The sequence below is a fragment of the Cupriavidus sp. 291-E7 genome (genome assembly GCF_057798835.1).
Genome location: NZ_JBYOJV010000019.1, coordinates 55,648 through 81,885, shown reverse-complemented (window position 1 = coordinate 81,885; position 26,238 = coordinate 55,648). Strand labels below are relative to the sequence as shown.

Annotated in this window: 27 protein-coding genes; 8 read left to right on the top strand and 19 right to left on the bottom strand. The window is 65.0% G+C overall.

Going from position 1 to position 26,238, the window contains the following annotated elements; all coding sequences use genetic code 11:
• Positions 1-19 precede the first annotated feature (19 nt).
• The 5 genes from AC3FLX_RS26820 (at position 20) to AC3FLX_RS26800 (ending at position 4,671) form a co-directional block, all read left to right on the top strand.
• Positions 20-1,000, top strand: coding sequence for a Bug family tripartite tricarboxylate transporter substrate binding protein (locus AC3FLX_RS26820; protein ID WP_488700377.1), 981 nt, complete (start codon positions 20-22; stop codon positions 998-1,000).
• Positions 1,001-1,087: 87 nt separating this feature from the next.
• Entirely contained in the window at positions 1,088-2,143 is a 1,056-nt protein-coding gene (locus tag AC3FLX_RS26815; protein ID WP_488700376.1) for an ABC transporter substrate-binding protein, read from the top strand.
• An 11-nt stretch (positions 2,144-2,154) separates the two neighbouring features.
• Positions 2,155-3,039 (top strand): ABC transporter ATP-binding protein, encoded by an 885-nt coding sequence (locus tag AC3FLX_RS26810; protein WP_488700375.1) that lies wholly within the window; start codon positions 2,155-2,157, stop codon positions 3,037-3,039.
• Positions 3,036-3,824: an ABC transporter permease gene (locus AC3FLX_RS26805; RefSeq protein WP_488700374.1), complete on the top strand. Its 789-nt coding sequence runs from the start codon at positions 3,036-3,038 to the stop codon at positions 3,822-3,824. The genes AC3FLX_RS26810 and AC3FLX_RS26805 overlap by 4 nt, the downstream gene beginning before the upstream one ends.
• Positions 3,817-4,671 (top strand): type 2 periplasmic-binding domain-containing protein, encoded by an 855-nt coding sequence (locus AC3FLX_RS26800; RefSeq protein WP_488700373.1) that lies wholly within the window; start codon positions 3,817-3,819, stop codon positions 4,669-4,671. The genes AC3FLX_RS26805 and AC3FLX_RS26800 overlap by 8 nt, the downstream gene beginning before the upstream one ends.
• Positions 4,672-4,689: 18 nt before the next feature.
• Here AC3FLX_RS26800 and AC3FLX_RS26795 read toward each other — a convergent pair whose 3' ends face one another.
• Positions 4,690-5,490 (bottom strand): SDR family NAD(P)-dependent oxidoreductase, encoded by an 801-nt coding sequence (locus AC3FLX_RS26795; protein ID WP_488700372.1) that lies wholly within the window; start codon positions 5,488-5,490, stop codon positions 4,690-4,692.
• Between the two features lie 133 nt (positions 5,491-5,623).
• On the opposite strand from AC3FLX_RS26795, the gene AC3FLX_RS26790 reads away from it, so the two are divergent.
• On the top strand, positions 5,624-6,565 hold the full coding sequence (locus tag AC3FLX_RS26790; RefSeq protein WP_488700371.1) for a GlxA family transcriptional regulator: 942 nt from the start codon (positions 5,624-5,626) through the stop codon (positions 6,563-6,565).
• A gap of 9 nt (positions 6,566-6,574) precedes the next feature.
• Here the strand turns inward: AC3FLX_RS26790 and AC3FLX_RS26785 are convergent, their stop codons facing one another.
• The 3 genes from AC3FLX_RS26785 to AC3FLX_RS26775 form a co-directional block, all read right to left on the bottom strand.
• Positions 6,575-7,963 carry a tripartite tricarboxylate transporter permease gene (locus AC3FLX_RS26785; protein WP_488700370.1) on the bottom strand — a complete coding sequence of 463 codons (1,389 nt, stop codon included), beginning with the start codon at positions 7,961-7,963 and terminating at the stop codon, positions 6,575-6,577.
• A 19-nt stretch (positions 7,964-7,982) separates the two neighbouring features.
• Positions 7,983-8,462: a hypothetical protein gene (locus tag AC3FLX_RS26780; protein WP_488700369.1), complete on the bottom strand. Its 480-nt coding sequence runs from the start codon at positions 8,460-8,462 to the stop codon at positions 7,983-7,985.
• Positions 8,463-8,539: 77 nt separating this feature from the next.
• The gene (locus AC3FLX_RS26775; protein ID WP_488700368.1) at positions 8,540-9,826 is read right to left on the bottom strand and encodes a hydroxymethylglutaryl-CoA reductase, degradative; all 1,287 of its coding nucleotides are present in this window, start codon (positions 9,824-9,826) and stop codon (positions 8,540-8,542) included.
• A 121-nt stretch (positions 9,827-9,947) separates the two neighbouring features.
• Between AC3FLX_RS26775 and AC3FLX_RS26770 the strand changes: the two genes are divergently transcribed.
• Entirely contained in the window at positions 9,948-11,339 is a 1,392-nt protein-coding gene (locus tag AC3FLX_RS26770) for an aminotransferase-like domain-containing protein (RefSeq protein ID WP_488700367.1), read from the top strand.
• Here AC3FLX_RS26770 and AC3FLX_RS26765 read toward each other — a convergent pair.
• Both AC3FLX_RS26765 and AC3FLX_RS26760 read right to left on the bottom strand, forming a co-directional pair.
• Positions 11,336-11,902, bottom strand: coding sequence for a YcbK family protein (locus AC3FLX_RS26765; RefSeq protein ID WP_488700366.1), 567 nt, complete (start codon positions 11,900-11,902; stop codon positions 11,336-11,338). The two genes, AC3FLX_RS26770 and AC3FLX_RS26765, sit on opposite strands and share 4 nt — an antisense overlap.
• A 25-nt stretch (positions 11,903-11,927) precedes the next feature.
• Entirely contained in the window at positions 11,928-13,559 is a 1,632-nt protein-coding gene (locus tag AC3FLX_RS26760; protein ID WP_488700365.1) for a L,D-transpeptidase family protein, read from the bottom strand.
• Positions 13,560-13,740: 181 nt separating this feature from the next.
• Here AC3FLX_RS26760 and AC3FLX_RS26755 point away from each other — a divergent pair, with 181 nt between their 5' ends.
• The gene (locus AC3FLX_RS26755) at positions 13,741-14,196 is read left to right on the top strand and encodes a universal stress protein (RefSeq protein WP_488700364.1); all 456 of its coding nucleotides are present in this window, start codon (positions 13,741-13,743) and stop codon (positions 14,194-14,196) included.
• A 126-nt stretch (positions 14,197-14,322) separates the two neighbouring features.
• Here AC3FLX_RS26755 and AC3FLX_RS26750 read toward each other — a convergent pair whose 3' ends face one another.
• The 13 genes from AC3FLX_RS26750 to AC3FLX_RS26690 form a co-directional block, all read right to left on the bottom strand.
• Entirely contained in the window at positions 14,323-15,639 is a 1,317-nt protein-coding gene (locus AC3FLX_RS26750) for a vWA domain-containing protein (protein WP_488700363.1), read from the bottom strand.
• A 20-nt stretch (positions 15,640-15,659) separates the two neighbouring features.
• A complete protein-coding gene (locus tag AC3FLX_RS26745; protein WP_488700362.1) occupies positions 15,660-16,310 on the bottom strand; it encodes a TadE/TadG family type IV pilus assembly protein in 651 nt (216 codons plus the stop codon).
• 26 nt (positions 16,311-16,336) lie between these two features.
• Entirely contained in the window at positions 16,337-16,810 is a 474-nt protein-coding gene (locus AC3FLX_RS26740; RefSeq protein WP_488700361.1) for a TadE/TadG family type IV pilus assembly protein, read from the bottom strand.
• Between the two features lie 11 nt (positions 16,811-16,821).
• Positions 16,822-17,778, bottom strand: a complete 957-nt coding sequence (locus tag AC3FLX_RS26735; RefSeq protein WP_488700360.1) for a type II secretion system F family protein — start codon at positions 17,776-17,778, stop codon at positions 16,822-16,824.
• Positions 17,779-17,788: 10 nt separating this feature from the next.
• The gene (locus tag AC3FLX_RS26730; protein WP_488700359.1) at positions 17,789-18,766 is read right to left on the bottom strand and encodes a type II secretion system F family protein; all 978 of its coding nucleotides are present in this window, start codon (positions 18,764-18,766) and stop codon (positions 17,789-17,791) included.
• Between the two features lie 28 nt (positions 18,767-18,794).
• Positions 18,795-20,195: a TadA family conjugal transfer-associated ATPase gene (locus AC3FLX_RS26725; protein ID WP_488700358.1), complete on the bottom strand. Its 1,401-nt coding sequence runs from the start codon at positions 20,193-20,195 to the stop codon at positions 18,795-18,797.
• An 18-nt stretch (positions 20,196-20,213) separates the two neighbouring features.
• Positions 20,214-21,422, bottom strand: a complete 1,209-nt coding sequence (locus tag AC3FLX_RS26720; RefSeq protein WP_488700357.1) for a CpaE/TadZ family protein — start codon at positions 21,420-21,422, stop codon at positions 20,214-20,216.
• Positions 21,423-21,492: 70 nt separating this feature from the next.
• Entirely contained in the window at positions 21,493-21,798 is a 306-nt protein-coding gene (locus AC3FLX_RS26715) for a hypothetical protein (RefSeq protein ID WP_488700356.1), read from the bottom strand.
• A gap of 23 nt (positions 21,799-21,821) precedes the next feature.
• The gene (locus AC3FLX_RS26710; RefSeq protein WP_488700355.1) at positions 21,822-23,750 is read right to left on the bottom strand and encodes a type II and III secretion system protein family protein; all 1,929 of its coding nucleotides are present in this window, start codon (positions 23,748-23,750) and stop codon (positions 21,822-21,824) included.
• A 47-nt stretch (positions 23,751-23,797) separates the two neighbouring features.
• Positions 23,798-24,643 (bottom strand): Flp pilus assembly protein CpaB, encoded by an 846-nt coding sequence (gene cpaB / locus AC3FLX_RS26705; protein ID WP_488700354.1) that lies wholly within the window; start codon positions 24,641-24,643, stop codon positions 23,798-23,800.
• A gap of 145 nt (positions 24,644-24,788) precedes the next feature.
• Complete coding sequence (locus tag AC3FLX_RS26700) at positions 24,789-24,935, bottom strand: hypothetical protein (protein WP_488700353.1); 147 nt, start codon at positions 24,933-24,935, stop codon at positions 24,789-24,791.
• A 65-nt stretch (positions 24,936-25,000) separates the two neighbouring features.
• Entirely contained in the window at positions 25,001-25,579 is a 579-nt protein-coding gene (locus AC3FLX_RS26695) for an A24 family peptidase (protein WP_488700352.1), read from the bottom strand.
• Between the two features lie 91 nt (positions 25,580-25,670).
• Positions 25,671-25,853 (bottom strand): Flp family type IVb pilin, encoded by a 183-nt coding sequence (locus tag AC3FLX_RS26690; protein WP_488700409.1) that lies wholly within the window; start codon positions 25,851-25,853, stop codon positions 25,671-25,673.
• Between the last annotated feature and the right edge of the window lie 385 nt (positions 25,854-26,238).

Here is a 26,238-nt window from a genome sequence, read left to right as displayed (position 1 = left end):
ACCCCGGAGAACTGCCCTCATGAAACCGATTGCGCACGCACTCGCCGCCGTCTGCCTGACACTGGGCGCTGCCCTGACGTCCCCGCTGGTGTCCGCGGGCTCATTCCCTGACAAGCCGATCCGCCTGGTGGTGCCTTTCCCGCCGGGCGGCACCACCGATCTGCTGGGCCGCGTGCTGGCCAACCGGTTGTCGGAGACGCTGGGCCAGCAGGTGATCGTCGACAACCGCCCCGGCGCGGGTGGCACGATCGGCTCGGACGTGGTGGCCAAGTCGCCGCCGGATGGTTACACGCTGATGTTCGGCACCGTTGGCACGCAATCGATCAACAGCTCGCTTTACAAGCGCCTGCCGTTCGACGCGCAGAAGGACTTCACGCCCGTTGCGCCGTTCGCGGGCGTGCCGAACATCCTGGTGGTCAACCCGAAGGTGCCGGCCAGGAACGTGAAGGAACTGGTCGAGTATGCGAAGGCACATCCGAATGCGCTGAACATGGGATCGGCGGGCAACGGCACGACCAATCACCTGTCCGGCGAGCTGTTCAAGTCGATGGCCGGCGTGCAGATCGTCCATGTACCGTACAAGGGCAGCGGCCCGGCGATGGCGGATCTGCTGGCCAACCAGGTGCAACTCATGTTCGACAACCTGCCGGGATCTCTGCCGCACGTGAAAGCCGGCCGCCTGCGCGCACTGGCCGTGACCAGTGCCACGCGCTCGCCCGCGCTGCCCGATGTACCGACGCTGGCCGAAGCGGGCATCGCCGGTTACGAGGCCGACGTCTGGTTCGGGGTGGTGGGGCCGAAGGGTATGCCCGCGGACATCGTCAGCAAGCTTTCCGCCGAGATCACGCGCATTGCGCAGGACAAGGCGATGAAGGACAAGCTGCTGCAGGCGGGTGCCTCGCCGCTGACGGCGACGCCCGCGCAGTTTTCGAGCCTGATCCAGCATGACACCGTGAAATGGTCCAGGTTGGTGCGTGACTCGGGTGCCAGCATCGACTAGGCAATATCGATAGTCAAAAGTCTTCGTTGTGTGGGAGTGCGGCGGTTCGCAATACTGCGAGCGGAACTGCACTCATCACACAACTATATGGCCTCCGATCTTTTCACTCGCGCGCCCGGCCGTCGCGGCGCGCTCAAGCAATTGGCATCGCTGGCAGTGGCCGGCAGCATGGGTCCGCTGCTCGCCGCCTGCTCGAAGGGCGATTCCGCCGCGCAATCCGCCGCAAAGCCTGCCGCGCCGGCCGTCATCGGCAAGGCCGGCGACAAGGTCACGTTCAAGTACCCGGACAATCCCACCTTCGATCTGGTTTATCTGGCGGACCAGCTTGGCTACTTCGAAGGCACCAACACTCGGCCGAACTACATCGGCAAGGTGGCCGCGCCGCAGATCATTCCGCTGACCGGCACGGGCGAGATCGATTTCGGGTCGCGCATGGTGCCGCTGGTCATCTCGGCCGTGGCGGCCGGTGCCGATATCAAGATCGTGGCTGCCGGCAACAAGACGCTGCAGGATGCGCCGCATATGAAGTACTTCGTGCGCAAGGATTCGGGCATCCGCGCGCCCCGTGACCTCGAAGGCAAGACCATCGGCATCAACAGCTTTGGCGCCTGCGCGGAGTTCGTGACCAAGACGTTCCTGCGGCAGAAGGGCGTGGACGTCAACAAGATCAATTTCGTGGTCATCCCTGACGACCAGGCGGAGCAGACGCTGGCCACCGGCAACACGGACCTGGCCATCATCCATGCGCCGTTCTCGGGCCGCGCCGACCATGCGGACAAGCTCACGCGGCTGTGGAGTGACTTCGACCTCGATGGCGGCCTGGGCGGCATGCAGCCGTACAGCGTGCATGGCAAGTTCCTGCGCGAGCATCCGGAGAGCGTACGTGACGTGGTGACCGCGCTCGCCAAGGCGGCCAACTGGGTCAACGCGAACCCCGAGGAAGCGCGCAAGCTGGTCTCCAAGCGCATCAACCTGCAGCTCGAATACGTCGATCGTTACGCGTACGTGGACAACCTCGTGGTCACGGAGCCGCCGATCCAGTACTACATCGACGTGCTGGAAGCCGAAGGCAAGCTGCAGAAGGGAAAAGTGGCGGCGCGCGACATCTATACGAACGAGTTCAACCCGTTCGCCAAGGCATAGGAGCCGCGACCATGAGCCACAAGATCGTGGCGCGCGGTGTCACGATGGACTATGCCGTGCGCAATGAAGCGGGCCGCGCCGACAACGTGGCCGTGCTGCGGGATTTCAATCTCGATATCCGCGAAGGGGAGTTCATCTCGATCCTCGGCCCGTCAGGATGCGGCAAGTCGACGTTCCTGAGCATCCTTGCCGGGCTGACCGAGCGCACTGGCGGCGACATCTCGATCGATGGCCAGCGGCTGCGCGGCATCAATCCGGCGCAGGGCGTGGTCTTCCAGGGCTATGCGCTGTTTCCGTGGCGAACCGTGCTGCAGAACATCGAAGTGGGCCTGGAGATTCGCGGCGTGCCGAAGGCCAGGCGCCGGGCGGTGGCGGAGGAATATCTGGAGCTGGTGGGCCTGCAAGGCTTTGGCCAGCGCTATCCGCACGAAATCTCGGGTGGCATGAAGCAGCGCGTGGCGATTGCGAGATCGCTCGCGTACCAGCCGGAGGTTCTGCTGATGGACGAACCGTTCGCCGCGCTGGACGCGCAGACGCGCGAAATCCTGCAGGGTGAACTGCTGCGGATCTGGGAGCAGCGCCGCAAGACTATCGTGTTCATCACGCACAGCCTCGATGAGGCGATCTTTCTGTCGGACCGCATCGCGGTGATGACGCGGCGTCCCGGCACGGTCAAGCAGATCATCGATGTGCCATTGCCTCGGCCACGGGAGCCCGAGGTACGGAATTCGGCGGAATTTGTGCGCCTGCGCCAGCAGGCATGGGACATCCTCAAGGACGAAGTGCAATTGTCGAATCCGGCAGCGGTGCCGCGTCCGCTGGGGGCCACGGCCAATCCCGGTGAGCGCGTGCATGGCGAGCGTGCGGCGACGAACGTGGCGAAGGTGGCAACATGAGCCGTGCGTCGTCGCTATCGCGCCTGGGCGACCGGGCACTCGGCATGCTGGGCATCATTGGCTTTCTGGTGATCTGGGAACTGGTGCCACGGCTGCATATCGTCAGTGACGCCTATCTGAGTCCGCCGTCGCAGATCGTCGTCACGATCTGGGATCTGGTCAGCAGCGGGACACTGTTCAAGCATCTGTTCGCCAGCTTGCAGCGATCGCTCTATGGGCTGCTGTCGGCCATCGCGCTCGGCGTCACGCTGGGCCTGCTGATGGGATGGTTCAGCCGCTTCGAAGCCATCGTCGATCCGATCCTGCAACTGTTCCGGCAGACCTCGGCGTTTGCGCTGTTTCCGGTATTTATCCTGTTCCTGGGGATTGGCGAGACCTCCAAGGTAGCCATCATTTTCTGGGCGTCGTTCTGGCCGGTGCTGCTGAGCACGATCAGCGGCGTCAAACAGGTTGACCGGTTGCTGATCGATTCGGCGCGTTCGATGGGAGCCAACCGTCTGTTCGTGTTCCGCAAGGTGGTGCTGCCCGCGGCTTCGCCTTCGATCTTCACGGGCGTGCGGCTGGCCGGCACCTACTGCATTACCGCATTGGTGGCCGCTGAGATGATCGGCGCGCATTCCGGGCTGGGCTTCCTGACGCTCAATTCGCAGGAGGTGTTCCAGATTCCGACGATGTATGCGGGCATTCTGTTGCTGGCGTTGCTGGGACTGGCGCTCAACTATGTGCTGGCGATCGTGGAGCGCCGGCTGACGCGGTGGCGCAAGGGGCTGACGCTCAATGGCTAAGCTGCGGCAGTACCGGTGGCTGGCGCTGCTGCTGGTGATCGCCGGCATTGGCACTGCCATCTCGGCCGCCTACGGCATCGGGCGCCCGGTTGCGCCGGGGCCGTGGCTGGCAGCGGTGCAACAGCGCGGCACGCTGGTGGTTGGCGTGCGGCAGTATGCGCGGCCGGCGCCGCCCAAGGCGCCAACGCCGCCTGAGCCGGATCACTTCGATGTGGCAATGGCGCACTTTCTGGCGGACCGCCTCGGTGTCGCGCTGAAGGTCATCGGCCTTCCCGGCGAACCGGATTCGTCCGCGTGGCAAGTGGCGGAACGGCGCGTCGATATCGTGATCGCCGGCGCAGCCAAGGCCGGGGAGGGAATTCTTCCGGTTTCTTCGTCCTACGCCACCGGAGAAGGCGCGCTGCTAGTGCTGCGCGGCAGCCGGTACCAGCGCGCTCAGGATCTGCATGGCCAGTCAGTGTGCGTGGGGCAGGGTAGCGCGTATGCGTCGCGCATTGCGCGGGACTTCGATGGCGTGCCCAGGGTCTATGCGTCGTCGATTCGCGCGGCGAGCGGTTTTCTTGCGGGAGAGTGCCAGGCGCTGGCCGACGACTCGCCCGTCGTGGCCCGGCTACTGACGCTGCCGGAATGGCGCTTCTACCGCACACTCGATGCTGGTTTGCAATCCGATGCGGAGGCGGCACGGATCGGCCTGCGTGGCGCCGATCCGCAATCGAGCGCGTGGATCGATCGTGCCGTGCGCGACTGGCGGCGCGATGGCGCGCTCGACCGTGCACGTGCGCAGCGCGCTGGCGATGTCGCCTATGAAGCGAGCCAGCTTCAGGATGGACTGGTCTGTCATTCCTGAGCCGGCCCGGCTTGCCATTTACTGCTTCACGTAACGCGGGGCCGGCGTGTTGCGCGACAGCACACCGGACATCGCGCCGCGCGCCGCCTCGTAGGCGTTCCAGTGCTCGACGGCGTGCAGTGACGGAATCGTGATCAGTTCGCCGTTGTCGAAGCCGACCAGTGCGGCATCGACCATGTCGGTGGCCTGCATCACGATCGATTGGTCCAGGTGTTCCACGGGCAGACCCCCGATTTCCCAGAAGTCCGTTGCCGTTGCGCCCGGCAGCACGGCCTGCACGCGCACGCCCTTGGCACCCAGTTCGTGATGCAGCGACTGGCTGAACGCCGTGACGAACGCCTTGCTGCCGCCATAGACGCCATTGAGCACCTCGGGTGCGATGCTGACGATCGACGAGATATTGATGATGGCGCCCTTGCCGCGCGCCACGAAACCCGGCACGGCGGCATAGGTCAGGCGCGTGAGCGCCGTGACGTTCAGCTCGATCATTTTCGTCATGGCGTCGACGTTGCTGTCGAGCAGCGGGGTGTGCGTGCCAACGCCGGCGTTGTTGACCAGCAGCGTGATGCTGGCATCGTCGCGCAGCTTCGCTTCGACGGTGGCCAGCGACGCGCGGTCGTTAAGGTCGGCGGGGAAGACTTCCACGGCGCGGCCCGTCTCGTCGCTGATGCGGCGCGCCAGAGCGTCCAGCTTGGCGCGGTTGCGGGCAACCAGCACGAGGTCATGGCCGCGTCGTGCGAGGCGTTCGGCATAAATGGCGCCGATGCCCGACGAAGCGCCAGTGATCAGTGCGGTGCCAAGGTGTTGTTGCTGCGTCATGATGCTTCTCCATTCGATTGGGTGGGGCCGGATGCGGCGCATCCATGTGAAGCATCGTAGTCCCGCTCACCGATGACTGAAATGACGTATATAGTCATGTTTCAGGACATCGGGAATAAATGCGGAGTTCGGTATGCACCGAGTGGGATTTCTGTTGACGGATGGCTTTCAGGTCATGACGCTGGCGGCACAAAGCGTGTTCGAGTACGCCAACATGGTGGCCGGTGAGGCCTTCTATAAGATCGACGCCTTTTCATTGGAAGGCGGGCCGGTGCGGTCGTCGCTGGGCATGGCGGTGGATACGCGGCCTGCCCGCACGCGAGCGATGGTGGATACCTGGGTGCTGGCCGGCGTTGCCGATCCGGTCGCCACCCCGACGCCTCCGCCAGTGCTCGACTTCGTGCGCAAGGCGGCACCGCGGGCGCGCCGTGTGGCGTCGATCTGTACCGGGGCGTTCATCCTGGCTGAAGCAGGGCTGCTGGATGGCCGCCGGGCCACCACGCACTGGTTCTACGCGCGGGACATGCAACGCGCGCATCCCGACATCCACGTCGAGGACGACCGCATCCATATCGTCGACGGTCCGATCTGGACCTCGGCCGGCATGACGGCCGGCCTCGATCTGGCGCTGGCGATGGTGGAGAAGGATTTAGGTGCCGATGCCGCGCGGTCGGTCGCGCACAAGCTGGTGATGTACCAGCGCCGGTCGGGCGGCCAGTCCCAGCATTCGGAACTGCTGGATCTGGCGCCCAAGTCCGACCGCATCCAGAGCGCGCTCGATTACGCGCGCCGGAACCTGCACCGGCCGCTGACCGTGGAAGAGCTGGCCGATGCCGTGCATCTGAGCCCGCGCCAGTTCAGCCGCATTTTCACGGCCGAAACAGGGCAGTCTCCCGCCAAGGCCGTGGAAAGCCTGCGCCTGGAGGCGGCCCGGCTGATGATCGAGCAGAGCCGCCACCCGCTGGATGTGGTGGCAAAAGAAACCGGCTTCCGCGACCGCCGGCATATGCGCGAGGCATTTATCCGTGGCTTCGGCATGCCGCCGCAGGCGGTACGCCGCGAAGCCAGGGCATAGCGGCCGTCGTCACCCCACCAGCTTCAGCACGGCGGGCACTGTCAGCACCGCCGTGTAGTACCCCATGAATTGCACGCCGGTATTGAAGCCGATGGTCCGCGACAGCAGGCCGCCCAGCAGGCCCATCGTCACGATCACCAGCAGCCCGAGGAAGTTGCCTTCCCAGACGCTGATCACCAGGATCAGGCCGACGAACGTGGCGATGATCGCTTCGTGCGAAATCTTGCGGGCGACGAACAGGGCGGCGCGGCGCGCGAAGTTCATGGCAAACGGATACGACACCAGCGCAGCCAGCAGCACCGCCAGCAGTCCGTAGCCCAGGAATTCCCAATGGCTCAGCAGGTTATGCAGGTTGTGCGTCTGACCGCCGCCGGCATCGACCGTGAACACGGGCGGCGCGTTGAATAGCGGCGCCGCCGGGCCGGCAGCCACGGGACTCAACGGCAGACCGAATGCGATCAGCGGAATCAGCGCCTCCGCGATATATGTGGCCTCCGTCACGCCATTGCGCGCGCTGAGTACGGTCGTCAGCCGGTGATAGGCATGCCGTACCCGCGACCCGACGATTTCGCCCAGCACCACGGTCATCGCCACGGGGCTGAACACGAATGTCGCGCTGGATACCACCGCCGTGCCGATGGTCCATTTCACCTGGCTGCGATCGAGCACACGCAGCGGGTTGGGGAAATAGCCTGACCAGCCTTTCACGTCGGGCGCCAGCGAGAACGTGCGCACCTTGTCTCGACGCATGCGCGTGCGTTCGACGGGCGAGATCGACGAGAACAGGTCCGCGATCAGCGGGCCAATCGCGATGCCAAGAAAATAGCTGATGCTGAGCTTGACGCCGAACTTGGCCGTCAGCGTCTGCAACGCGACGATCACCACGACGAACGGCAGCAGCGCGGCCACCGACGCCCAGCGGCCTGCCGAGCTGTACGCGATGATGACGGCGGCCACCACGAAGATCCACGGCGCGGCCTTGGTAATGGCAGGCCCGAACGGTGCGAGCAGCACCGCAAACAGCACCGCGAGCGGCACGGCCACGAATGCTGCGATGATGGCGCCCGAGATCATCTTGCGCAGGGCGATATGGGGCACGCCCAGATTGCGCAGGTGATTGGCGTCCTGCAGCAGCGGCGTTGCCATCGTGTCGCCAGGGATGCCCAGCAGCGCGGTGGGAATGGCGTGGGTCATGTGCTTGGCCACGGCGCCAGCCAGGAAGAATGTGAAAACGCCTTCCGGCGGCACGCCGAGCAGAACCACGAGCAGCGTCAATGGCGCAAGCGTGGTGGTTTCGTCGGTGCCGGAGATCAGTCCGATGGCAGCGAAGACAATGGCGCCGGCCAGGCCCATGCCAGCGGCCACAAGGATATGCGAAAGCAGTGTGGATTCGATCATCAATAGTCTCCCCGGTACTTCAAACCGCTTGCCGCTGTGTCAATGCCTGCGCAGTGGACGCGCTTGCCGGTGCGGCACCGGGTTGTTCGTGCGGATGGAACAGGTCGAGCAGCTGCAGTTCGCGCAGCTCGGCCAGTACCACCGGCGGCAGCGCATGGATGGGTCCGATGCCGCCTGCATCCTCCGCCAGCTTGCGCAGCGCTTCCACACGCGCCAGCGACTGGCCGGTCTCGTTCTCCACGACAATGCGTTTTGGCTTGAACAGCACTGCGCAGATCAGGCCGGCGAGCAGGCAACCGAACAGGCCGGCCAGCATCGCATAGGCGCGCGCCAGCTCTGCGGATTCCACGACGGCGGCCAGCAACCGGCTGGCCAGCCAGTAGCAGGTCAGGCTGACCGTGGCTCCTATGACGATGGACCACGCCAGATGGCGCGTGTCCGCGGTGTCGCCCCAGACCTCCACCAGGCGGCGCTGCGATGCATTCTCGTGTGGATGCATGATTTGTCTCCGATATTGGCGGGCCTCGGCAGCGCTTGGATGCCGGGCCTGCTCTTCTTTCAAGGAAGGACTGCGGACTAGCGGTTGCGCAGCTCCTGGAGCAGCGTTACCGCGCGATCGGTTCGTACATCGTGTTCCTCGGCCATGCGTCGCGCGATGCGGTCCACCTCATCGCCCACGGCACCGGCCACCAGCGCGATGTTGCGCGCGTGCAGCGCCATATGGCCGCGCTGGATACCTTCCGTGGCCAGGGCGCGCAAGGCGCCCAGATTCTGCGCCAAGCCTACCGCCACGGCAACTTCGCCAAGCTCCTGCGCCGACTTGACGTCAAGGATCTTCAATGCGACTCGCGCCAGCGGATGGGTCTTCGTGGCACCGCCCACCAGGCCCACCGGCATCGGCATTTCGATGGTGCCAACCAGCGCGCCCGAGGCGTCTTTCTCCCAGTGCGTCAGGGATGTGTACCTGCCGCTCCGGCATGCATATGCGTGCGCGCCGGCCTCGACCGCGCGCCAGTCGTTACCGGTGGCCACGATCACCGGATCGATGCCGTTCATGATTCCTTTGTTGTGCGTGGCCGCCCGGTACGGGTCGATGGCCGCGAACGTGTAGGCATCGATCACGCCTTCGATGATTTCCTCGCCGCTGCGCTCCCGCGTGGCAAGCGTGGCGGCGGTGAGCCGCACGCGAGCCCGCGCCAGGCGCAGATCCGCCAGATTCGACAGAATGCGCAATCTAACCGATCCGCCGGTGATTTGCTCCACCAGCGGCGACACGGCCTCGGCCATCGTGTTGACGGTGTTGGCGCCCATCGCGTCGCGCACGTCGACGATCAGATGCAGCACGATCATGGCGCCGCGCGGTGTGTCGGGGAACACGTGGACTTCGATGTCCTTGCAGCCGCCGCCCAGGCCGATCAGCACCTTGTCGCGGCCATTGGCGATGGCCAGGATTTCGTCGCGTTGCCGCAGCAGCGCCTGCCGCGCCCCGTATGGGTCGGCGATCCCAAGCACCTGAACCTGCGCACGCATCAGCGGCCCCGAGCTGGAGGTCTGGAATTCGCCATCATCACGGGCCAGTTTGGCCATGAACGAGGCCGCGGCGACTACCGACGGTTCCTCGACCACCATCGGCACGACATAGCTGCGGCCATTGACCTGGAAGTAACCGGCAACGCCGAACGGCAGGTCGAACGTACCCACCACGTTTTCGATCATGCCGTTGGCCCGATCCGTGCCCAACGCACCTGGCTCGGCTATCAGGCGCGCTTCGTCGGCGGTCAGGCCGGTCAAGGCAGCGACTTGATCCAGCCGCTGCGCCGGGGTGAGCGCGCGAAAATTCGGAAGCGCGGAATCGGTTGCCATCAATGTCTCCATGTGTGTAATGATGGAGACAGTTTAGGGACACTGTACCAGTATAAAAAGGTACAGTTTGGCGGGACAGTCGTCCGACATCCGATCCCGGATTCACGTTGACCTTTTCCTTATGAGCCCCAGATCCGCACCGATTTCCGTTTCGCTGGCCGACTCACTGGAGCGCCAGATCCGTGATGGCGCCTACCGCAGCGGCGACAAACTGCCGTCGTTGCGCGAACTGGCCCAGTTGCAGGGCCACAGCAAGAACACCATCGTCGCGGCGTTCGAGATCCTGGTCGGGCGCGGACTGGTCGAGCCACGGCGCGGGGCCGGCTACTTCGTCACCTCGCAGCCGGCCAGGCCGAAGCCTGACGAGGATGCCGGCTCGCTCAACCGCGCGATGGACATCGTCTGGCTGATGCGCGAGCAGCTCAAGAGCCGTCCCGACGTGCTGGCGGTGGGGGACGGTTTCCCGCCTGTCGAATGGTTGTCGGAAGCACGGCTGGACAAGTATCACCACAAGGTCGTCCGCACGGGGCTGGGGGCGTTGTTCCGCTACGGCAACCGCTTTGGCTACGCGCCGCTACGCGACCACCTGGTGCGTAAGTTGGGCGATCTGGGGATAGGCGCCGAGGCGCGGCAGATCGTGCTGACTCATGGCGCCAACGATGCGCTGGACCTCGTGATCCGCTACTTCCTGCCGCCGGGTGAGACGGCACTCGTGGACGATCCGGGCTACTACCCGCTGTTTGGCAAGCTCAAGCTGGCCGGTGTGCGTATCGTCGGGGTGCCGCGCCTGGCGGATGGCCCCGATATCGAGGCGCTGGAGCAACTGCTGGTGCGCGAGCGGCCGCGCCTATTTTTCACGCAATCGGTGGGGCATAACCCGACCGGTTCCGATGTGTCGGCCGCCAAGGCATTCCGCGTGTTGCAGCTTGCACAGAAGTACAACGTGCAGGTGGTGGAGAACGATCCGCTGGCCGACTTCAAGCCGGCCACGCTGCCGCGTCTATCGGCGCTCGATCAGCTCGACAGGACGATCTATATCGGCAGTTTCTCGAAGTCGTTCTCGGCGGCGCTCCGTGTTGGCTTTATCGCCTGCGGCGCCGATCTGGCCAGCGATCTGGCGGACTTGAAGGCATTGATCCACGTGAGCAGCTCGGAGTATTGCGAGCGTACCGTCGACGTGATTCTGAGTGAAGGCCACTATCAGCGCTATATCACGCGGTTGCGTGCCAGACTGGCGGATGCCACCAGTCGCGCATTGACGCTGTTCGACCGGCTTGGCGCCGATGTGCTGGTACGTCCCGAGCAATCGCTGTACCTGTGGGCGGCGTTGCCCGATGTGCCGGACTCGCTGGCGCTTGCCGAGAAGCTGCTACAGGAAAAGGTGATGATCGCACCGGGCCGCATCTTCCGTGTGGATGCCGACGCGCCTTCGCCGTGGTCGCGCTACAACGTCGGCGCGCTGCAGGACCCGCGCTTCGAGGCGGCCCTGCGCACGGTGCTCGGCTGGCGTTAGCCCCAGCTACGCACGCGCCCCGTGTCCACGTGGATGAAATTCTCGGACTGATAGAAGCCGACGCCGCCGATCTGCAACGACTGCGCGGCGTCACGCAGGTCCGCCAACGCCACACCGGGCAGGCGGATATCGATGGCCATGCCGTCCATATGAAGACTGCGCTTTGCCACGCCGCCACCGCGCGTCCTGCGCAGGCGATCATTGGTAGTCGGGCAGCGGTAACCCGAAATGACCTGGTATGCGGCGTCGCTGCCCACCTCGCGGCGTAGTGCGAACAGCAGGGCAAACAGCTTGGGATCGATCTCGCCGACGGTGCCCGAATAGTGGTCGCGCAGGAAGTGATTGAGCGACGACTGCGCCTGCGGCAGCACCTGATCGCCCAACGCATAGACCAGCGACAGGTGTTCGCCGGTATGGGTGTGCTCGAAGGAGAGCGAGCGGGCGTCGGGCCCCAGCGCTGCCAGCGCGGCGCGCGGCGCCAGCGTGGACAGACCCGCGCCTAGCGCAATGGCGCCGGCACGATGAAAAAAGCGGCGGCGCTGGTTGGAACTGGATTCGGACATGGAAACTTTTACAACGATGCGGCGTTCAGGAGGGCCGTACGGCAGGCTTGGCCCCCGCGCGCTGCCGCAGCGCCTGGTCCAGCAATTTGTCCTGTCCGTAAATATCAGGCACGAAGTATACCCGTCCATCGGCGCGCGCAATGGCAGTGCCGTAGGCTAGCACCACAGGCACCGGCTGCTGCAGCGCGACCGTCTTCGATTTGCCAGCCGTCATTGCCTCACGGATGCGCGGTACGGTCCATTCGGGCATGCCCTGAAGCGCGAACTGGGCCAACGCCACCGGTTCCTCCACACGGATGCAGCCGTGGCTGAAATCGCGCCGCCCGCGGCTGAACAACTGTGGCGTGGGCGTGTGGTGTAGATAGATCGCCTGGTTGTTCGGGAAGATGAATTTGATGTCACCCAGCGCATTGAGCGGGCCGGGACGCTGGCGAATCCGTGCCTGCCCGTTCAGCACCGCATCGATGTTGGCCGGGCTCAGCGTGGCATCGGCCTGGTTGCCGGACACAAACTCAAAGCCCTGCCGCGCGAAGTAGCCAGGGTCGCGTTGCGCCTTAGGAATGACCTCCTTGCGTGCGATCGACGATGGCACGTTCCAGTAAGGGCTGAACTCGATGTAGCGCATGTCCTCCTTGAACAGCGGCGTGCGCGTGTCCAGTGCCTTGCCAACGATGACCTTCATCTCCAGCTTGATATCGAGCTTGCCCTCCGAATAATCGTAGGCGCGCAGCACAAACTCCGGCACGTTCACGACGATCATGCGAGGGCCTTCGGCCAGCGGCGTCCAGCGCAGGCGTTCCATCGTCAGGCCGATCTGCTCCACGCGCGCCGCCGGCGATATGTTGAGCTGCGCGAGCGTCCCCGCACCAATCACGCCGTCGGCGTCCAGCGCGTGCCGCAACTGGAATGCCTTCACCGCATCGACGAGCGCACCTTCGTAGCGCTGGGGCGCTGGCTGGCCCTGCGGCAGGTCGCCCAGTGCTTGCAGGCGCTGGGTCAGTTGCGGCAAGCCGGTGTAGGACTGACCAGGCGTCAGCTTGCCCGCCGGCAGCGGCGGCAGCGGGGACTTCCAGTACGGTTCGGCCGCGAGTCCGCGATATTTCGCCAGTGCGTCGCGCAGGGTGCCGTAGAGCGGGAAAGATGGCGCGGCTTCGCGCATGGCATCGGGCAGCCGGTTGGCCGCCAGGGCATTGCGCAGATAGCTTTCCGGATCGAACGGCGGCAGATTGCCGGCGACGAAATTCGCTTGGACCTTGCGTGGGTCGACGCGCCCCCGATGCAGATCCGCCAGGTAACGGGTCATCGCGCGGGTCAGCGCGGCGTCGAATCGCTGCGCCGCATCGGCGGGCGGGGCAGGGTTGCCGGCGAACTGCGAGAGCGTGCGCTGCAGGCCCTCGGTATCGTAGTCGCGCGGATCCAGGCCGTCCGCCGGGGATTCACTCAACGCCGTGATGGCCGCCTGTGCGGCCTGGGATGGGCGGCCGTCGGCAAACCAGAGCAATCCCTGCGGCGGCTGTGCCCAGGCGGCGGTTGCGTTGCCGAGCAGCCAGGCCGTGCCGGCGCAGACAAGCAGGTCTCTGGACAATCGGATGAGCCGCGACGACGGCGAGGCCGGACTCGGCTTCAGGCCAATGTTTGCAACCGGGGCGAGAGTCATCGTATGAAAGTCGATAGCGTTTTGCGTCCACGTATCGTATCCGAACATAGGTGACGTATCCCTTCCTTTGTCTTCTGAATTAAAGTTTCTGCGATTACAGCGGTCTTGATTCAGGTCAATTCGTACGTCTTTCCGGGAACTATGCTTGTCATCAAGGACACGTCAAAAACGGAGGTAATCGATGTACGAACGGATACTTGTCGCGGTGGATGGCGGCCCCTCGTCGGAACTGGCTATCGCGCAGGCCGTTGGCCTGGCCAAGCAACTGAAGGCGGAAGTCAAGGTGCTGTTCGTGGTTGACGACAGCGAACTGTTTTTCGAGCACGCCTACATCGATCCCAACGAGATCGTGAACGGCATGATCAGCGTGGGGCAGAAGGCGCTCGCCACAGCCGCGCGCCGCTTTGAGAACGCAGGCGTGCGTTGCCTGACGGAGCTGGCCGAAAAGCCGGTGTCGCCCGGCAATATCTCCGGCACGATCGTCAATCATGCCGACCAGTGGCCCGCCGATCTGATCATCATGGGCACGCATGGCCGGCGCGGCATGCGCCGGGTGATCATGGGCAGCGTGTCGGAAGGCGTGATCTCGAAGTCGACCAAGCCGGTGTTGCTGATTCGCGGCGAGACCGTGCACTGATAGATAGGCCACCGGGCGTCACTCGAAAGCGAAACGCTGCAACTGGTTTGCCGCCCGTGCGACCCCTCCCCGGGGAGATCCCGGAGAGGGCGCACGGTCCCCGGTCGGCAACCGTTGTTGCGCAGGTTATTGGGAGATGCGCAGAATTTCGGAGGCCAGCTTCGAAAAGCATGGCCGCAGATCGTTAACCGTCTTGGCGTAGCAATAGATCCCGGAAGGCTGGTTCTTGTTGTAGCCCGTGGCGTCCGGGGTGTTGGCGATGCGTTTCAGCAGGGGTTCGTCAAAGCCGCCGTTGCCGTCCAGGCCCAACGTGAAGATATAGACGCCCTGGTCGCGCAGCGACGATGCCATTGCGATCGGCAGGTTGTATGAGGCGGCGGTGATATTGCTATTGAGGTTGTTGCCGTTGACGCTGGACGTGACGGTCATGGGTGAACTGCCGACCATCTTGAATTCGGTGTCCGTCGGGCTGTGCGCGGTGTAGTACGCCGGGATCTGAGTTGGTCCCTTATTGTTCCCCGTCACGTCGTTGCAATTGCCGTTGAGCGTGGTGTTTTGCTCATTGATTGCGTAATAGCCGCTCAGACTGCCGCCTGCGGTAATGCCGCCGGTACATGTGCTGTTCTTGGTCTGGTAGGCGGCCGCAATGGTATTGGGCTTGCCATCGGAAAAGAACACGACCACGCGCAGACTGGAGCGGCTGGTTTGCGGGATATTGTTCAACTGGCTACGCGCCTGCCAAAGTCCCTCCATGTAGTTCGTGTTCCCGCCATTGGGCATGTTCGTGATGGTGGTCTGCATGCTCGGCCGGTCGAACCCGCGCGATGACGTGCGGATTGGAACATCGACCACGGCCCCGGACGAAAAGTGCACGAGCCCCACGCGGTCGGTCGACGGGCTGAACTGGTTGAGAAAGCTGTTCGCGTTGCTGCGCACGGTACTCCAGACCGGCTGCATCGATCCCGACGAGTCGATCACGAAGATCATGTCGAGGTCCTTGCGAATCGTCGTTGACGTGGCTGCCACGGCGACGTTATTGAAACCCAGCACCTTCATCATCGTCAGCGGCATATTGGCCGTTGCCGACACCGCGATCGTGACCTTGCCCTGGTCGAAGGTCACGCTAGGCGTATTGAGCGCGGCGGTGCCTTTCAGATAGTTGGCCGCGAAATTTGCATTGAAAAAGTCCGTGGCCGCCTGCCTTGCGGCGGCCGTCTGCTCGGCTTGCGTGGTGCCGTTGGTGACCGCGCGCGCGGCGGCCACCGCGGCCGAGTCCACCGCGGCGTTCAGGCGCGCCTTCGTCATATAGGCCATGCCGCCATCGATACCCAATCCCGCCACCCCGACCAGCCCGATCATCAGCGCAGCGGCGATCAGCGTGATCTGGCCGCGCTGGCGCGACTTAGGACCGTTGGCCCGCCTTGGAATCCGTCCCGCTTTCATGATGGTCTCCTTCACGCGGCTCAAAAGATCGTGGCCGAATAGAGATTGGGGCCAAGCGTCGGCATCTTGAGCACACCCATCGTCAGGCCCTGGAAGAACATGTTGAAGCTGTACCAGCTCTCCACCACGTAGATGACCTGGCCGTCCGTCAGCTTGCCTGTCATCGCATTGGCGGTGGGCGAGCTGGTGCCCGGGGAAGGCAGGTTCTGGCACGACCCGTCGCTGCTGCTGTAGCCGCCGCAACCGTAGACCTTGCTGCCTGGGCTGCTGCCGCCAACGCCCCAGCCATCGGTCCAGCGGTACTGTTCGAGCACGATGTTCCGGACGGTGCAATTGGTGCCGCTCTTATTGCAGTTCTCGGCGTTACCCATGACCTTGGTGATGTAGATCATGCCGCGCTGGGTCATGTTCAGCGGCGGCGTGGTCTGCGCCAGCGAGTCCATGATCGTCTGCGGGAGCTGGCTCGTACGGGACGCCAGGCTGGCGCCTTCGCGGGTCAGGTTGATCAGTATCAGGTTGGCCTGGATAGCGCGTGCGAAGTCGATCACCGGCAAGGTCAGGAAGACGAAGATCGGCAGCAGGATGCCGAACTCGATCGCGGCGATGCCGCCCATCCTTGCGCGCATCGCATGGCGTCGCGGGTGAGTAAGGCGATGGGTCCTGGCGGTCATGGCTGTCCTCGCAGAAGGTCGGTTGGCTAGAACGCTTCGTTGCGCATGGTGGCGGCCACGCTGAAGTGATACTTGCCGCCGGTGGACTTGTAGAAGGCCGCCACCACCGGGGTCAGCAGCGGCCAGTCGCAGGTAATCTGGATCACGACGATGTCACCGGCGGTGCCGAACATGCCCGCGCCGCCGCTGGGCTGGGACGTGCCGTTAACCCAGGTGGCCACCTTGGCGTTGGACATGTCGTAGACACCCAGCGAGCTTTCACGAATCTTGTCCAGCACCGCGCCGTAGCGGCTGCCCTGGGGGTCGAGGCTGGTCTGCCCGGTTACCGCATAGCGGGCGCCTTCCCGTACGGCGTGCTGCATCGTCAGGTTGGCCCACATCATCGCGCCGAAGTCGACGATCGAAAACAGCAGCAGGAAGAAGATCGGCGCCACCAGCGCGAATTCGACGGCGCTGGCACCACGTTGGCGCCGGGGAACATGTCGAAGAAGCGGTTGCATGGTCGTACTCCTCAGCCGCCCTGGGTCATCATGAACGGCATCAGCGACCGGTAGAACTGCAGCGCTGGCGCGCCCAGCAGCACCACCATCAGCGATGGGAAGATGAAGAAGATCAGCGGAAACAGCAGCTTCACCGCAATCTTGGCGGCGCGCTCTTCCGCGCGCTGGCGTCGGCGCGTGCGCAGCGTGTCGGCCTGAACGCGCAGCGATTCGGCGATGCTGGTACCGAAGCGGTCCGCCTGGATCAGCATGCTGGACAGCATGTCGACGTCTTCCACGCCGGTTCGCAGCGCCAGGTTGCGCAGGGCTTTTTCACGCGACAACCCGGCGCGCAGTTCCAGCACCAGCAATTCGAGTTCGTCGCAGATCGCGGAACCGCCACCGGCGCGCAGTTCTTCGACTACCTTCAGCAGGGCCGCGTCGAGCGCCAGACCGGCTTCGACGCAGACGGTAATCAGGTCCAGCGCGTCAGGGAACGATTCGAAGATTTCCTGCTTGCGCTGGGCAATGCGCCGCCGCAAGATCAGATCGGGCAGATAGAAGCCGATGATGGCCGCTGCCAGCAGGGCCGCGGGTAGCAGGCGCGGATTATCGGCGCTCAGCACGCCGCCCGTGCCGACGAACAGCAGGGCGGGAAGAACCAGCGCCAGCAGCGTCTTGGCCGCGAAGTAGAGCGGAATGGCCGATGGATTGCGCCAGCCCGCATTCATGAAGCGCGTGCGCAGCGCCGAGTTGTCCCAGCCGTCCTTCGGCACTGCCAGCTTGGCGAGCGGACGCGACACGCGCACGGCACGTTGCAGCCATTCCTCCTGCAATGCGGGCGCCGTCGCGTCCTCCGCGACCGCCTGGTTGGCCTGCGTGATGCGCCGGCGAATGGCGTTTGGCTGGACCAGCAGCATGACGGCCAGCGCCGCGCCGAAAGTTAGCGCGAAGGTCAGTACGAGAATCAGAATCTGGCCGGTTTTCATGACGTGCTCCTCAGACGTGAATCCGCACAAGCCGTTGCATCCACAGCAGGCCCATCGCCATCAGCGCCAGCGCGTAGCCCACGATCCACGGGCCAACCGGGTCATTGGCCAGCGGCTCCAGGAATTCGGGGTTCACCAGGTACATGGCACCCCCCACGCCGAAGGGCAGCAAGGCGAGGATGACGCCCGAGAGCCGCCCCTCGGCGGAGAGAACGCGCACGTGTCCCATCAGCTTCATGCGCTCGCGGATGATCTGGCTGACGTTGCCGAGGATTTCGGCCAGGTTGCCGCCCGATTCGCGCTGGATCAGCACGGCGATCACCAGGTAGCGCAGATCCGGCAGCGGCACGCGTTCGGCCAGGCCGCTCAGCGCATCGTGCATCGACGTACCGAAGTTGATTTCGTCGAACGTGGTGCGGAACTCCGCGCCCAGGGGGTCCGGCAGTTCGTCGCCAGCCATATCCAGTGCGCTGGAGAACGAATGCCCGGCCCGCAGCGCGCGGCTGATCATGTCGGCGGCTTCCGGCAGTTGCAGTTCGATCCGCAACAACCGGCGTTGGCGAGCGCGCCGCACATAGAACGCGGGCACCGGTAGCCACACCGCCGCGCCCACCGCGACGGCGATGGCGGGCAAGTCCAGCATGTGCCCCACGATCCAGAGCGCCACCGGAGGCAGCAGTGTCATGGTCATGAAGACCGACACCGTCCATTGCAGGCCCGACTGCCGCAGGATGCGGTCCAGCGCATCGCTATGCGGCATGCGGCGCAGCAGCGCGGTCATGAAGGGCGTTTGAGCCAGCGCGCGCGCCTTCATGATCGAAGCCGCGGCTTCATCCTGCCAGGGGGTCGATGTCACCGCGCGCAGGCGCCGGCCAAAGCGGCGTGCCGCGGTGCTGTGCCTGCGCTGCCACCACTGATAGCCCATCGTGGCCGCCATCACGATGGTCACGAACAGGCAGGCGCCAAAGGCGAGGAGGGTGCGATCCATGATAGGTCTCCGCGTTGCCGTGCCGATGCTAGACGTCGAACCGCACCGTTGGCTCGTAGAGCCGTTCGGGCACCGAAAGGCCGAATGCCTGCAGACGATCGGAGAACTGCGGCCGCACGCCGGTCGCGCAGAAATAGCCCTTGACGCGGCCTTCCGCATCCACGCCGGTGCGCTTGAACGTGAAGATCTCCTGCATGTTGACCACGTCGCTTTCCATGCCGGTGACTTCCTGAATGCTCATCAGCTTGCGCCGTCCATCGGAAAGCCGCGACACCTGCAGGATGACCGTGATGGCAGACGTGATCTGCTGGCGCATGGTGCGCGGCGGCAGCGACAGGCCGGCCATGCTGACCATGTTTTCCAGCCGCGTCAGCGCATCGCGCGGGGTATTGGCGTGGATCGTGGCCAGGGAGCCCTCGTGGCCCGTGTTCATCGCGTGCAGCATGTCCAGCGCCTCGGCGCCGCGCACTTCGCCCAGGATGATCCGGTCCGGCCGCATCCGCAGTGCGTTGCGCACCAGGGAGCGCTGCGTGATCTCGCCGCGGTTTTCGATGTTGGGCGGTCGCGTTTCCAGGCGCAGTACGTGGTCCTGCCGCAGTTGCAGCTCGGCCGCATCCTCGATGGTCACGATGCGCTCGTTTTCGGGGATGAACCCGGACAGGATGTTCAGCATCGTGGTCTTGCCGCTGCCGGTACCGCCGGAGATCAGAATGTTGAGCTTGGCTTTGACCATAGCCTCGATCAACTGCGCCATCGGGGGCGTCAGCGTCTGCAGCTCCACCAGGTCCTTGACCATCAGCGGGTTCACGGCAAAGCGCCGGATCGAGAGCAGCGGCCCGTCCACGGCGGACGGCGGAATGATCGCGTTGATCCGTGAGCCATCGGGCAGGCGTGCATCGACCATCGGACTCGATTCGTCCACGCGCCGGCCCACGCGCGACACCATCTTGTCGATCACCTTCATCAGGTGCGCGTCGTCCTGGAACGTTACGTCGGTAAGTTCCAGCCGGCCGCGCCGTTCCACATAGACCTTGCTGGCCGTATTGACGAGGATGTCCGATACAGTCGGGTCGGCCAGCAGCGGCTCCAGCGGGCCGTAGCCCAGCATTTCGTCGCGCACGTCCGATACCAGGCGACGGCGCTCGGCTTCGTTGAGCGGGATGTTGCGTTCTTCGACGATGCGCTCCACCAGGATGGCCAACTCGCGCTTGACCTGATCCGGTGTCAGCCGCAGCAGCTTTTCCAGTTCCACGCGCTCGATGATGGCTGCATGAACGTCCATCTTGAGCTGCTGGTAGGCGGCGGTCGTACCCGCGCCATTGGCGGCGCGCTCTGAGCCACGCTCGCCCGTGCGTTCGGGCACGCGGTCATTGACGCGGTCGGGTACGGCTTCGCCGGCCTTCTCGAACAGTTGAGCGCGCAGGGACATGGCGGTTCTCCTAATGGGTTACGCGTGCCGGCCCACGGGCAACGGCTGGGTGGTATCGCCCCGGTTTCCGAGCAGCCGGGCGAACAAGCCTTCCTCCTTCTTCGCCGCTACCGGGAAGGCGGTGTCCACCATTTGCAGCAGCGCGCGGGTGATGGCGCTGCTGGGTGCGAGCTGCGGAACGGGTACGCCTTGATTGGCGGCTTCGCGGGCCGTCTTGGCATCGGAAGGCAGCGTGTGGGCAATGCGGGCACCCAGCGAGTCTTCCATCGTGCGGATGGTGATCGCGGCGTGCTTTTCGAATTGGTTCAGCAACACGTGTATGCGATCAGCCGGATAGCCGAGTGAATGGAAGATCTCCATCATGTGGCGGCCGGCACGCAGGTAGGGCAGGGTAAGCTGCACCACGGGATGGATCGTGTCGGAATGGTCCAGCACCATGATCGAGGCCGGGTTGATCGCCTGGCCCAGATCGAATACCAGAACGTCATACGCGGGCCTGGCCAGATCCAGAATGCGCTCGAGGTGCGCGGCCTTGACGTCGGCCGACTTGACCGGATCACCCGCGCCGGCGATGACGTCCAGGTTCGGGTGCGCATGCGTGACGCAGGCGTCCAGCAGTGCGGAGTCGAGCCGGTCGATCTGGCGGCAGATGTCGCCAAGCGTGGCTGGCGGCAGGCTGTCGGTGACGACGAAGGCGGCGTCGCCGAATTGCTGGTCCAGATCCACCAGCAGCACGCGCTTGCCACGCTGGGTCGCCACCGCGTAGGCAAAGTTGGCGGCGGCGAACGTGGTGCCGCTGCCGCCTTTGCACGACGTGAATGCAAAGGTGCGGGCCTGCGCGACGGCGTCGGCCTGTGCGCGCGTATCCAGTCGCGTCAACTCCTCGTTGAACTCGCGCGGATCGAGCGGCCAGCGCAGGACGCTGCGTACGCCCATGCGCATCGCGCGCATCAGCAACTCGGTGGACGGTTCGGGTGTGACCAGGATGCAAGGCACGTCGCCCGGTTCGGGAAAGCGCTGGCGCAGCCGCTCCAGCACGTCCATGTCGAACTCGTCGGCCTGTAGCACCACGAAGTCCGTGGCGTGGATCAGGCCGGGCATGCCGAGCGCCTTGGCCGGGTCCACGCAGACCAGTTGCGGCTGGCGCCGCGTATCCGCCTGCTGGGCCAGTGCCAGCATCTGGCGCGCGCGCACATCGTCGGCGGAGACCAGTATCAGCTTTGCCATGTTGCAACTCCCTCGGGTGGTCCTGGTGGTTCTGGTGGTGCTCGGATTGGGCCGGGCCGGCCGGCCATGCTTACTGCGAGCCGTTGTTGCCCGAATTGCCGATGCCAATCACGAACGTGTTGCCGTCCGTCGGCGGATTCCGGAACGACTGGCCGTAGCGGTCCATCGCATACGTGGCGGCGCGGCCGTCGACGCCGGTGACGGGGTCGGTGTTGGTGTACGACGCATTCGGGTTGAGCGTCTGCATCATTCGCACGGTGCGTACCGATTCCCCGAAGTGGGCGTCCCAGATCGGCGAGGTGCTCATGCAGCCAGTCAGGCCGCAGCAGAGGAGCGCCCCCGCGGCGATGCACAGATGTCGTGTGGTGGAAGTCATGATGTTCCCCTGTCGATGTCGGTTCACTGGGCGCTGCCGGCCGCCAGCGTGGCGGGCGACGAAGGCGGCAGCGCGGCGGTTGGCACGAATTTGCCGTTGTCCGGCTGCGGCGGGTTCGCGGGACTCGGGCCGAGCGGTTGCGCGGTGACCGGTTGCATGTTCACGGGTTGGGTCGAGGCCGTCGGGGCAGGCCCAATGGGCGTGGTCGGCATGGTCGGCGTGGTCGGGATGATCGACGTGACCGGCGCGTTCGCGGGAGGCACAGGCGCGGCGGGTCCGACTGGCATCGCGGGCGGCGCCAGGTTGTCCGGCAGGCGTTGCGGATGACCTTCCATGTTGCCGTTGATATAGACCTCGCCGTTGATCGGAGGACCGAACGAATCGGTCGGCATCGGGTAGTTCGGCGGCAGCGGCTTCACCAGGCGCGGGGTGACCACGAACAGCAGTTCGCTGCGGTCCTGCTGGAAGCTTGTGCTGCGGAACAGGTTGCCCAGTACCGGCAACTCGCCAGCACCCGGCAAGCCCTTGAGGCTGCCCGTGACGTTGCTCTTGATCAGGCCACCGATGGCAAAGCTCTGGCCGTCCATCACCTGCAGGGTGGTGGAGGCGCGCCGGGTGTTGATCAGCGGCAGGATCGTGGAGCCCGACGTATTCGGCGCGGTTACCGCCACGCCCGTTGGCGACAGCTCGGATACTTCAGGCGCCACCTTCAGGTTGATGCGGCCGTTGGCCAGCACGGTCGGGGTGAACTTGAGTCCCACGCCGAAGGTTTCTTCCTGCAGCACGATGGTGGTGACGCCTCCGAAGTTCGATTGCGGTACCGGGATGAAGACCTTGCCGCCCGCCAGGAAACTGGCTTCCTGGCCGCTGATCGCCATCAGGTTTGGCTCGGCCAGGATCTTGACCAGGCTGTCGCCCTTCTGCGCGTCGAGCTGAAGTGCCAGCGGCAGATTGTTCTTCTTGATGGCGGTCAGCGCGGACGGGGCGCCGGACAGGAAATTCGCCAGCAGGCCGAACTGCCAGCTGCCGAAGGCGCCCTGGATATTGGCCGCCGCGCCAAGCTGGTCGATCAGCGTCTTGGACACTTCGGCCACCTTGACTTCAAGCATCACCTGTTGGGGCGCGTCCACCGTCAGCATGTTGATGAGCTTGCTGCTGCGGATCGGCATGCCGCCGTTGTTGCTCGGCGTGTTGGCCGCGATGGGCATCATCACGCCGCCCATCGGCATCATCATGTTCGGGCCGCCGGGCGCGTTGGATGGCGCGCCCAGCGATTGCGGCGGCGCCTGCAACGGGCTGCGCGACTGCCGCAGCACGAACGCGTTGGCAATGTCCATGACCTGCAGAGCGGTGGCGGAATCGGGCACATTACCGCTCAGTACCAGGCTGTCGGCGGCGGACGCCACCTGCACGTTGCGCGCGCCGGGCAGCAGCGAACGCAGCGTGGATTGCAGGCCCGCGGGATCGGCGCCGACGGTGACATCGATCACCAGGCAGCGGCCGCTGCGCCCCTGCACGATCATGTTCGTGGTGCCAATGTCCAGACCCAGCAGGTACATGGTCTGCGGCGACACCAGCATCGCCTGCACCACGCTCGGATTGCCCAGCGTGCGCGTCTTTACCGGTTCGGGCAGTGGCAGCATGCGCGACTTGCCGATCGGCACCGTGACCTGCTCGGGCTCGGCGGCGGCACCCACGCAGCTCGGTCCGCGTCCACCGCCGGCGTCGGCGGGGGCGGGCGGCGGCGTGGTGGCGCCGATGGTCAGCTGGATCGGACCGTTCGCCGCGATGCGTGTGGCCTGCGTGGCGAGGGTGGTCTCCTCGGCGGCCTGCACCTGCGCGCTGGCCAGCCAGACGCTGGTGATGGCCAGGGTGGCGACGGCGCTCAGGCGGACGGTGCCGTGCATGCGCTTGTATCGCGCATGGCCTGACGGTGTGTGGCTGGTCTTCATGATGATTTCCCCCGGTTGGTGTCTTCTGGGCGTGCCGGCTCGCACGCTCAGAAGCACTCCTTGTCCTGATGCATGCCGCTGATGACGCCTACGCAATTGGTATTGACGGGCTTGCGTTCGACGATGCGCTGGGCCACCTGGATGACCTTGGTGATGGTCGTGGGCGCCGCTGCCTGGACCACCGGCTCATTGAGCAGGCTGCGCTTGGTGGCGCCGGCCGTGTCCACCGGGCGCGCTTCCACCTGGTTGCGCAGCACCAGCGACAGCGAACCGACGCTGCGTGCCAGGTCCAGCTTCTCGGCCTCTTCGGGCGAGACTTCGAGCGTCACGGCATTCACTACCTTGGGCTTGGTCTCGTCGCGGTTCACTTCCTGCGCCACGGCCAGCACCAGGATCTTTTCGAGCACGATCTTCGAGATCGACTGCTCGGTCTCGGAGGGCCCGCTCTTGCCGTCCTTTTGTGTGTTGACGATGATGTCGACGAAGCTGCCCGGCAACGCGAAGCCGGCCACGCCGACGACATCGTTGACGCGCACGGTGATGGCGCGCTTGCCGTCGGCAATCACGGCGGACAGGCCACCCTTGGTGCCGGCCGGCGTGAGCTTGGATTCGAGGATCGGCTCGCCGCGCATCACGCTGGCCTTGGTCACACGGCCGTCCACCGTCTTGAGGTCGCCCAGCGCGCCGGGCGGCAGGCTTTCGCGCGGCCAGTCGACCAGCTTGACGAACTCGGGCGCCAGGCGCTGACCGAGGTTGATGTCGGTGTTGGCCACCGCCACCTTGACCGTGCTGCCGGCGCTTTGCTCCACCATCCACCGTGAAGCCAGCACGACGGCGGCGAGACCTGCGAGGGCCGCCACCAGCAACATCAACAGGGTGCGTACGTTTCTCATTTGATGGTTCCTCCCTCTCCTTGTGATGCCTGGTGTCCCGGCGAAGGCATGCAGGCGCCCCTGGCGGCACCGCGCGGGCGGTGCGCCATCTCAGCTCACTGACGGTCTATACGTTGGTGGTGCGTTGGTGCGATGTGCCGTACGGCTAGTGGTGGAATACCCAGCCGATGTGCTGGCGCACCGTTCGCGCGGCCTGCGCGGGCAATTCGGTTTGCGGTGCGCGGTTGTACTGGCGAGACGGGCAGCGGCGCGTGTTCGCGGGGCTGACCGTGTTGCGAAGCTTCCTGGCCATGATGGTTCTCCCGTTCCTTGCCCGGTAGGCCGGGCTTGTGTCGTTCTACTGGCGACGGCTGGTGCTCAGATCACGCCCGTCATCACCAGTGCCACGCCCGTCGCAATCGCCACTGCGTACGGCAGGCGTCTGATGGTTCGAATTCTGTTCGCGCCGCTGCGGGGGCCAGGCTCAGGAAGCTCGGCGGCCGTGGTGGATGCGTGGCCGGCGATCGGCATGCAGAGCAGCGTGCCGATTACCGCGTGCAGCGTGCGGCGCGACTCGCGGCGCCAGAGCATCACGCCAAGCGCCAGCACGCCACCGGCCAGCAGCGTCGCCAGCAGGATTTCCGGGATCGCGGCTGGCCCCGTGAGCGCGCCGACGCAGCCCATCAGCTTGGCGTCGCCCGCGCCCACGGCACGCACGATATACAGCAGGACAAAGGGCGCGAGTCCGGCGGCAAAACCGGTGACCCATTGCCATGTCCCATTTGCTGCGCCGTGCAGGCCCATCTGCAGCGCCAACGCCACGATGGTGCCGGTCACGACGAGTTGGTTCGGAATCTTGTGGCTGCGCAGATCAGTCACCACGGCGACGCTGAGCACGGCCATCAGGCAAGCCGAGGTCAGCGGGGCGAAGACGGTGACGGTGTTGATCGTTTGCATGGCAGCCTCTCATGCGAAGAAGAAAATCAATGCGCCAGGAAAGACGGTGGTGGAGCCCGGTGCTTGGCGCAGCGCACCGGGCTCGCACCGCTCACGCAGCAGCCGTGAGCGCCGTCGAAATATCGCCCCAGATTTTCGTCACCGCGGCCTTGACAGCGGGGCCGACCGCGACCATGCAGAGGGCCACGAATGCCAGCAGCAGCGCGTATTCCACGCCAGCTGCACCGTCTTCTTCCTGGGCAAAATGCTTGATGCTGTTGAACATGGAGGTCATGTCCTTCTCCTTGACGTCATGGTTAGTGGAAAAAAGCGCCCGCTGGAGGTCGGGCACAAGGTTTCGACCGGAAACCGGCCGAGGCCAAACCAGACAGCTGCCACAAGGCCTGTGACTTCTGTCATGGTTCCACCCGTCTCAGGGGAGGAGTTCCGCTCAGGACAAAGCCTGGCGACACTCTGCCGATGCCCGATGCTTCGCCACTCCCGGTGGCGTTTATGCACCCTGTTGGGCACTGCGGACCCGATCCAACAGCTCTCCAGGGATCGATTCCACACCCGAATTTGCTGCAACCTGCTGACCTGACGATGCTTCTGCCGGGTCCGGTCGGCACTGCAGCGTGCCGCCCGTTTTTTTCTCCCCCTTGGACCCCGAGACCGTACCC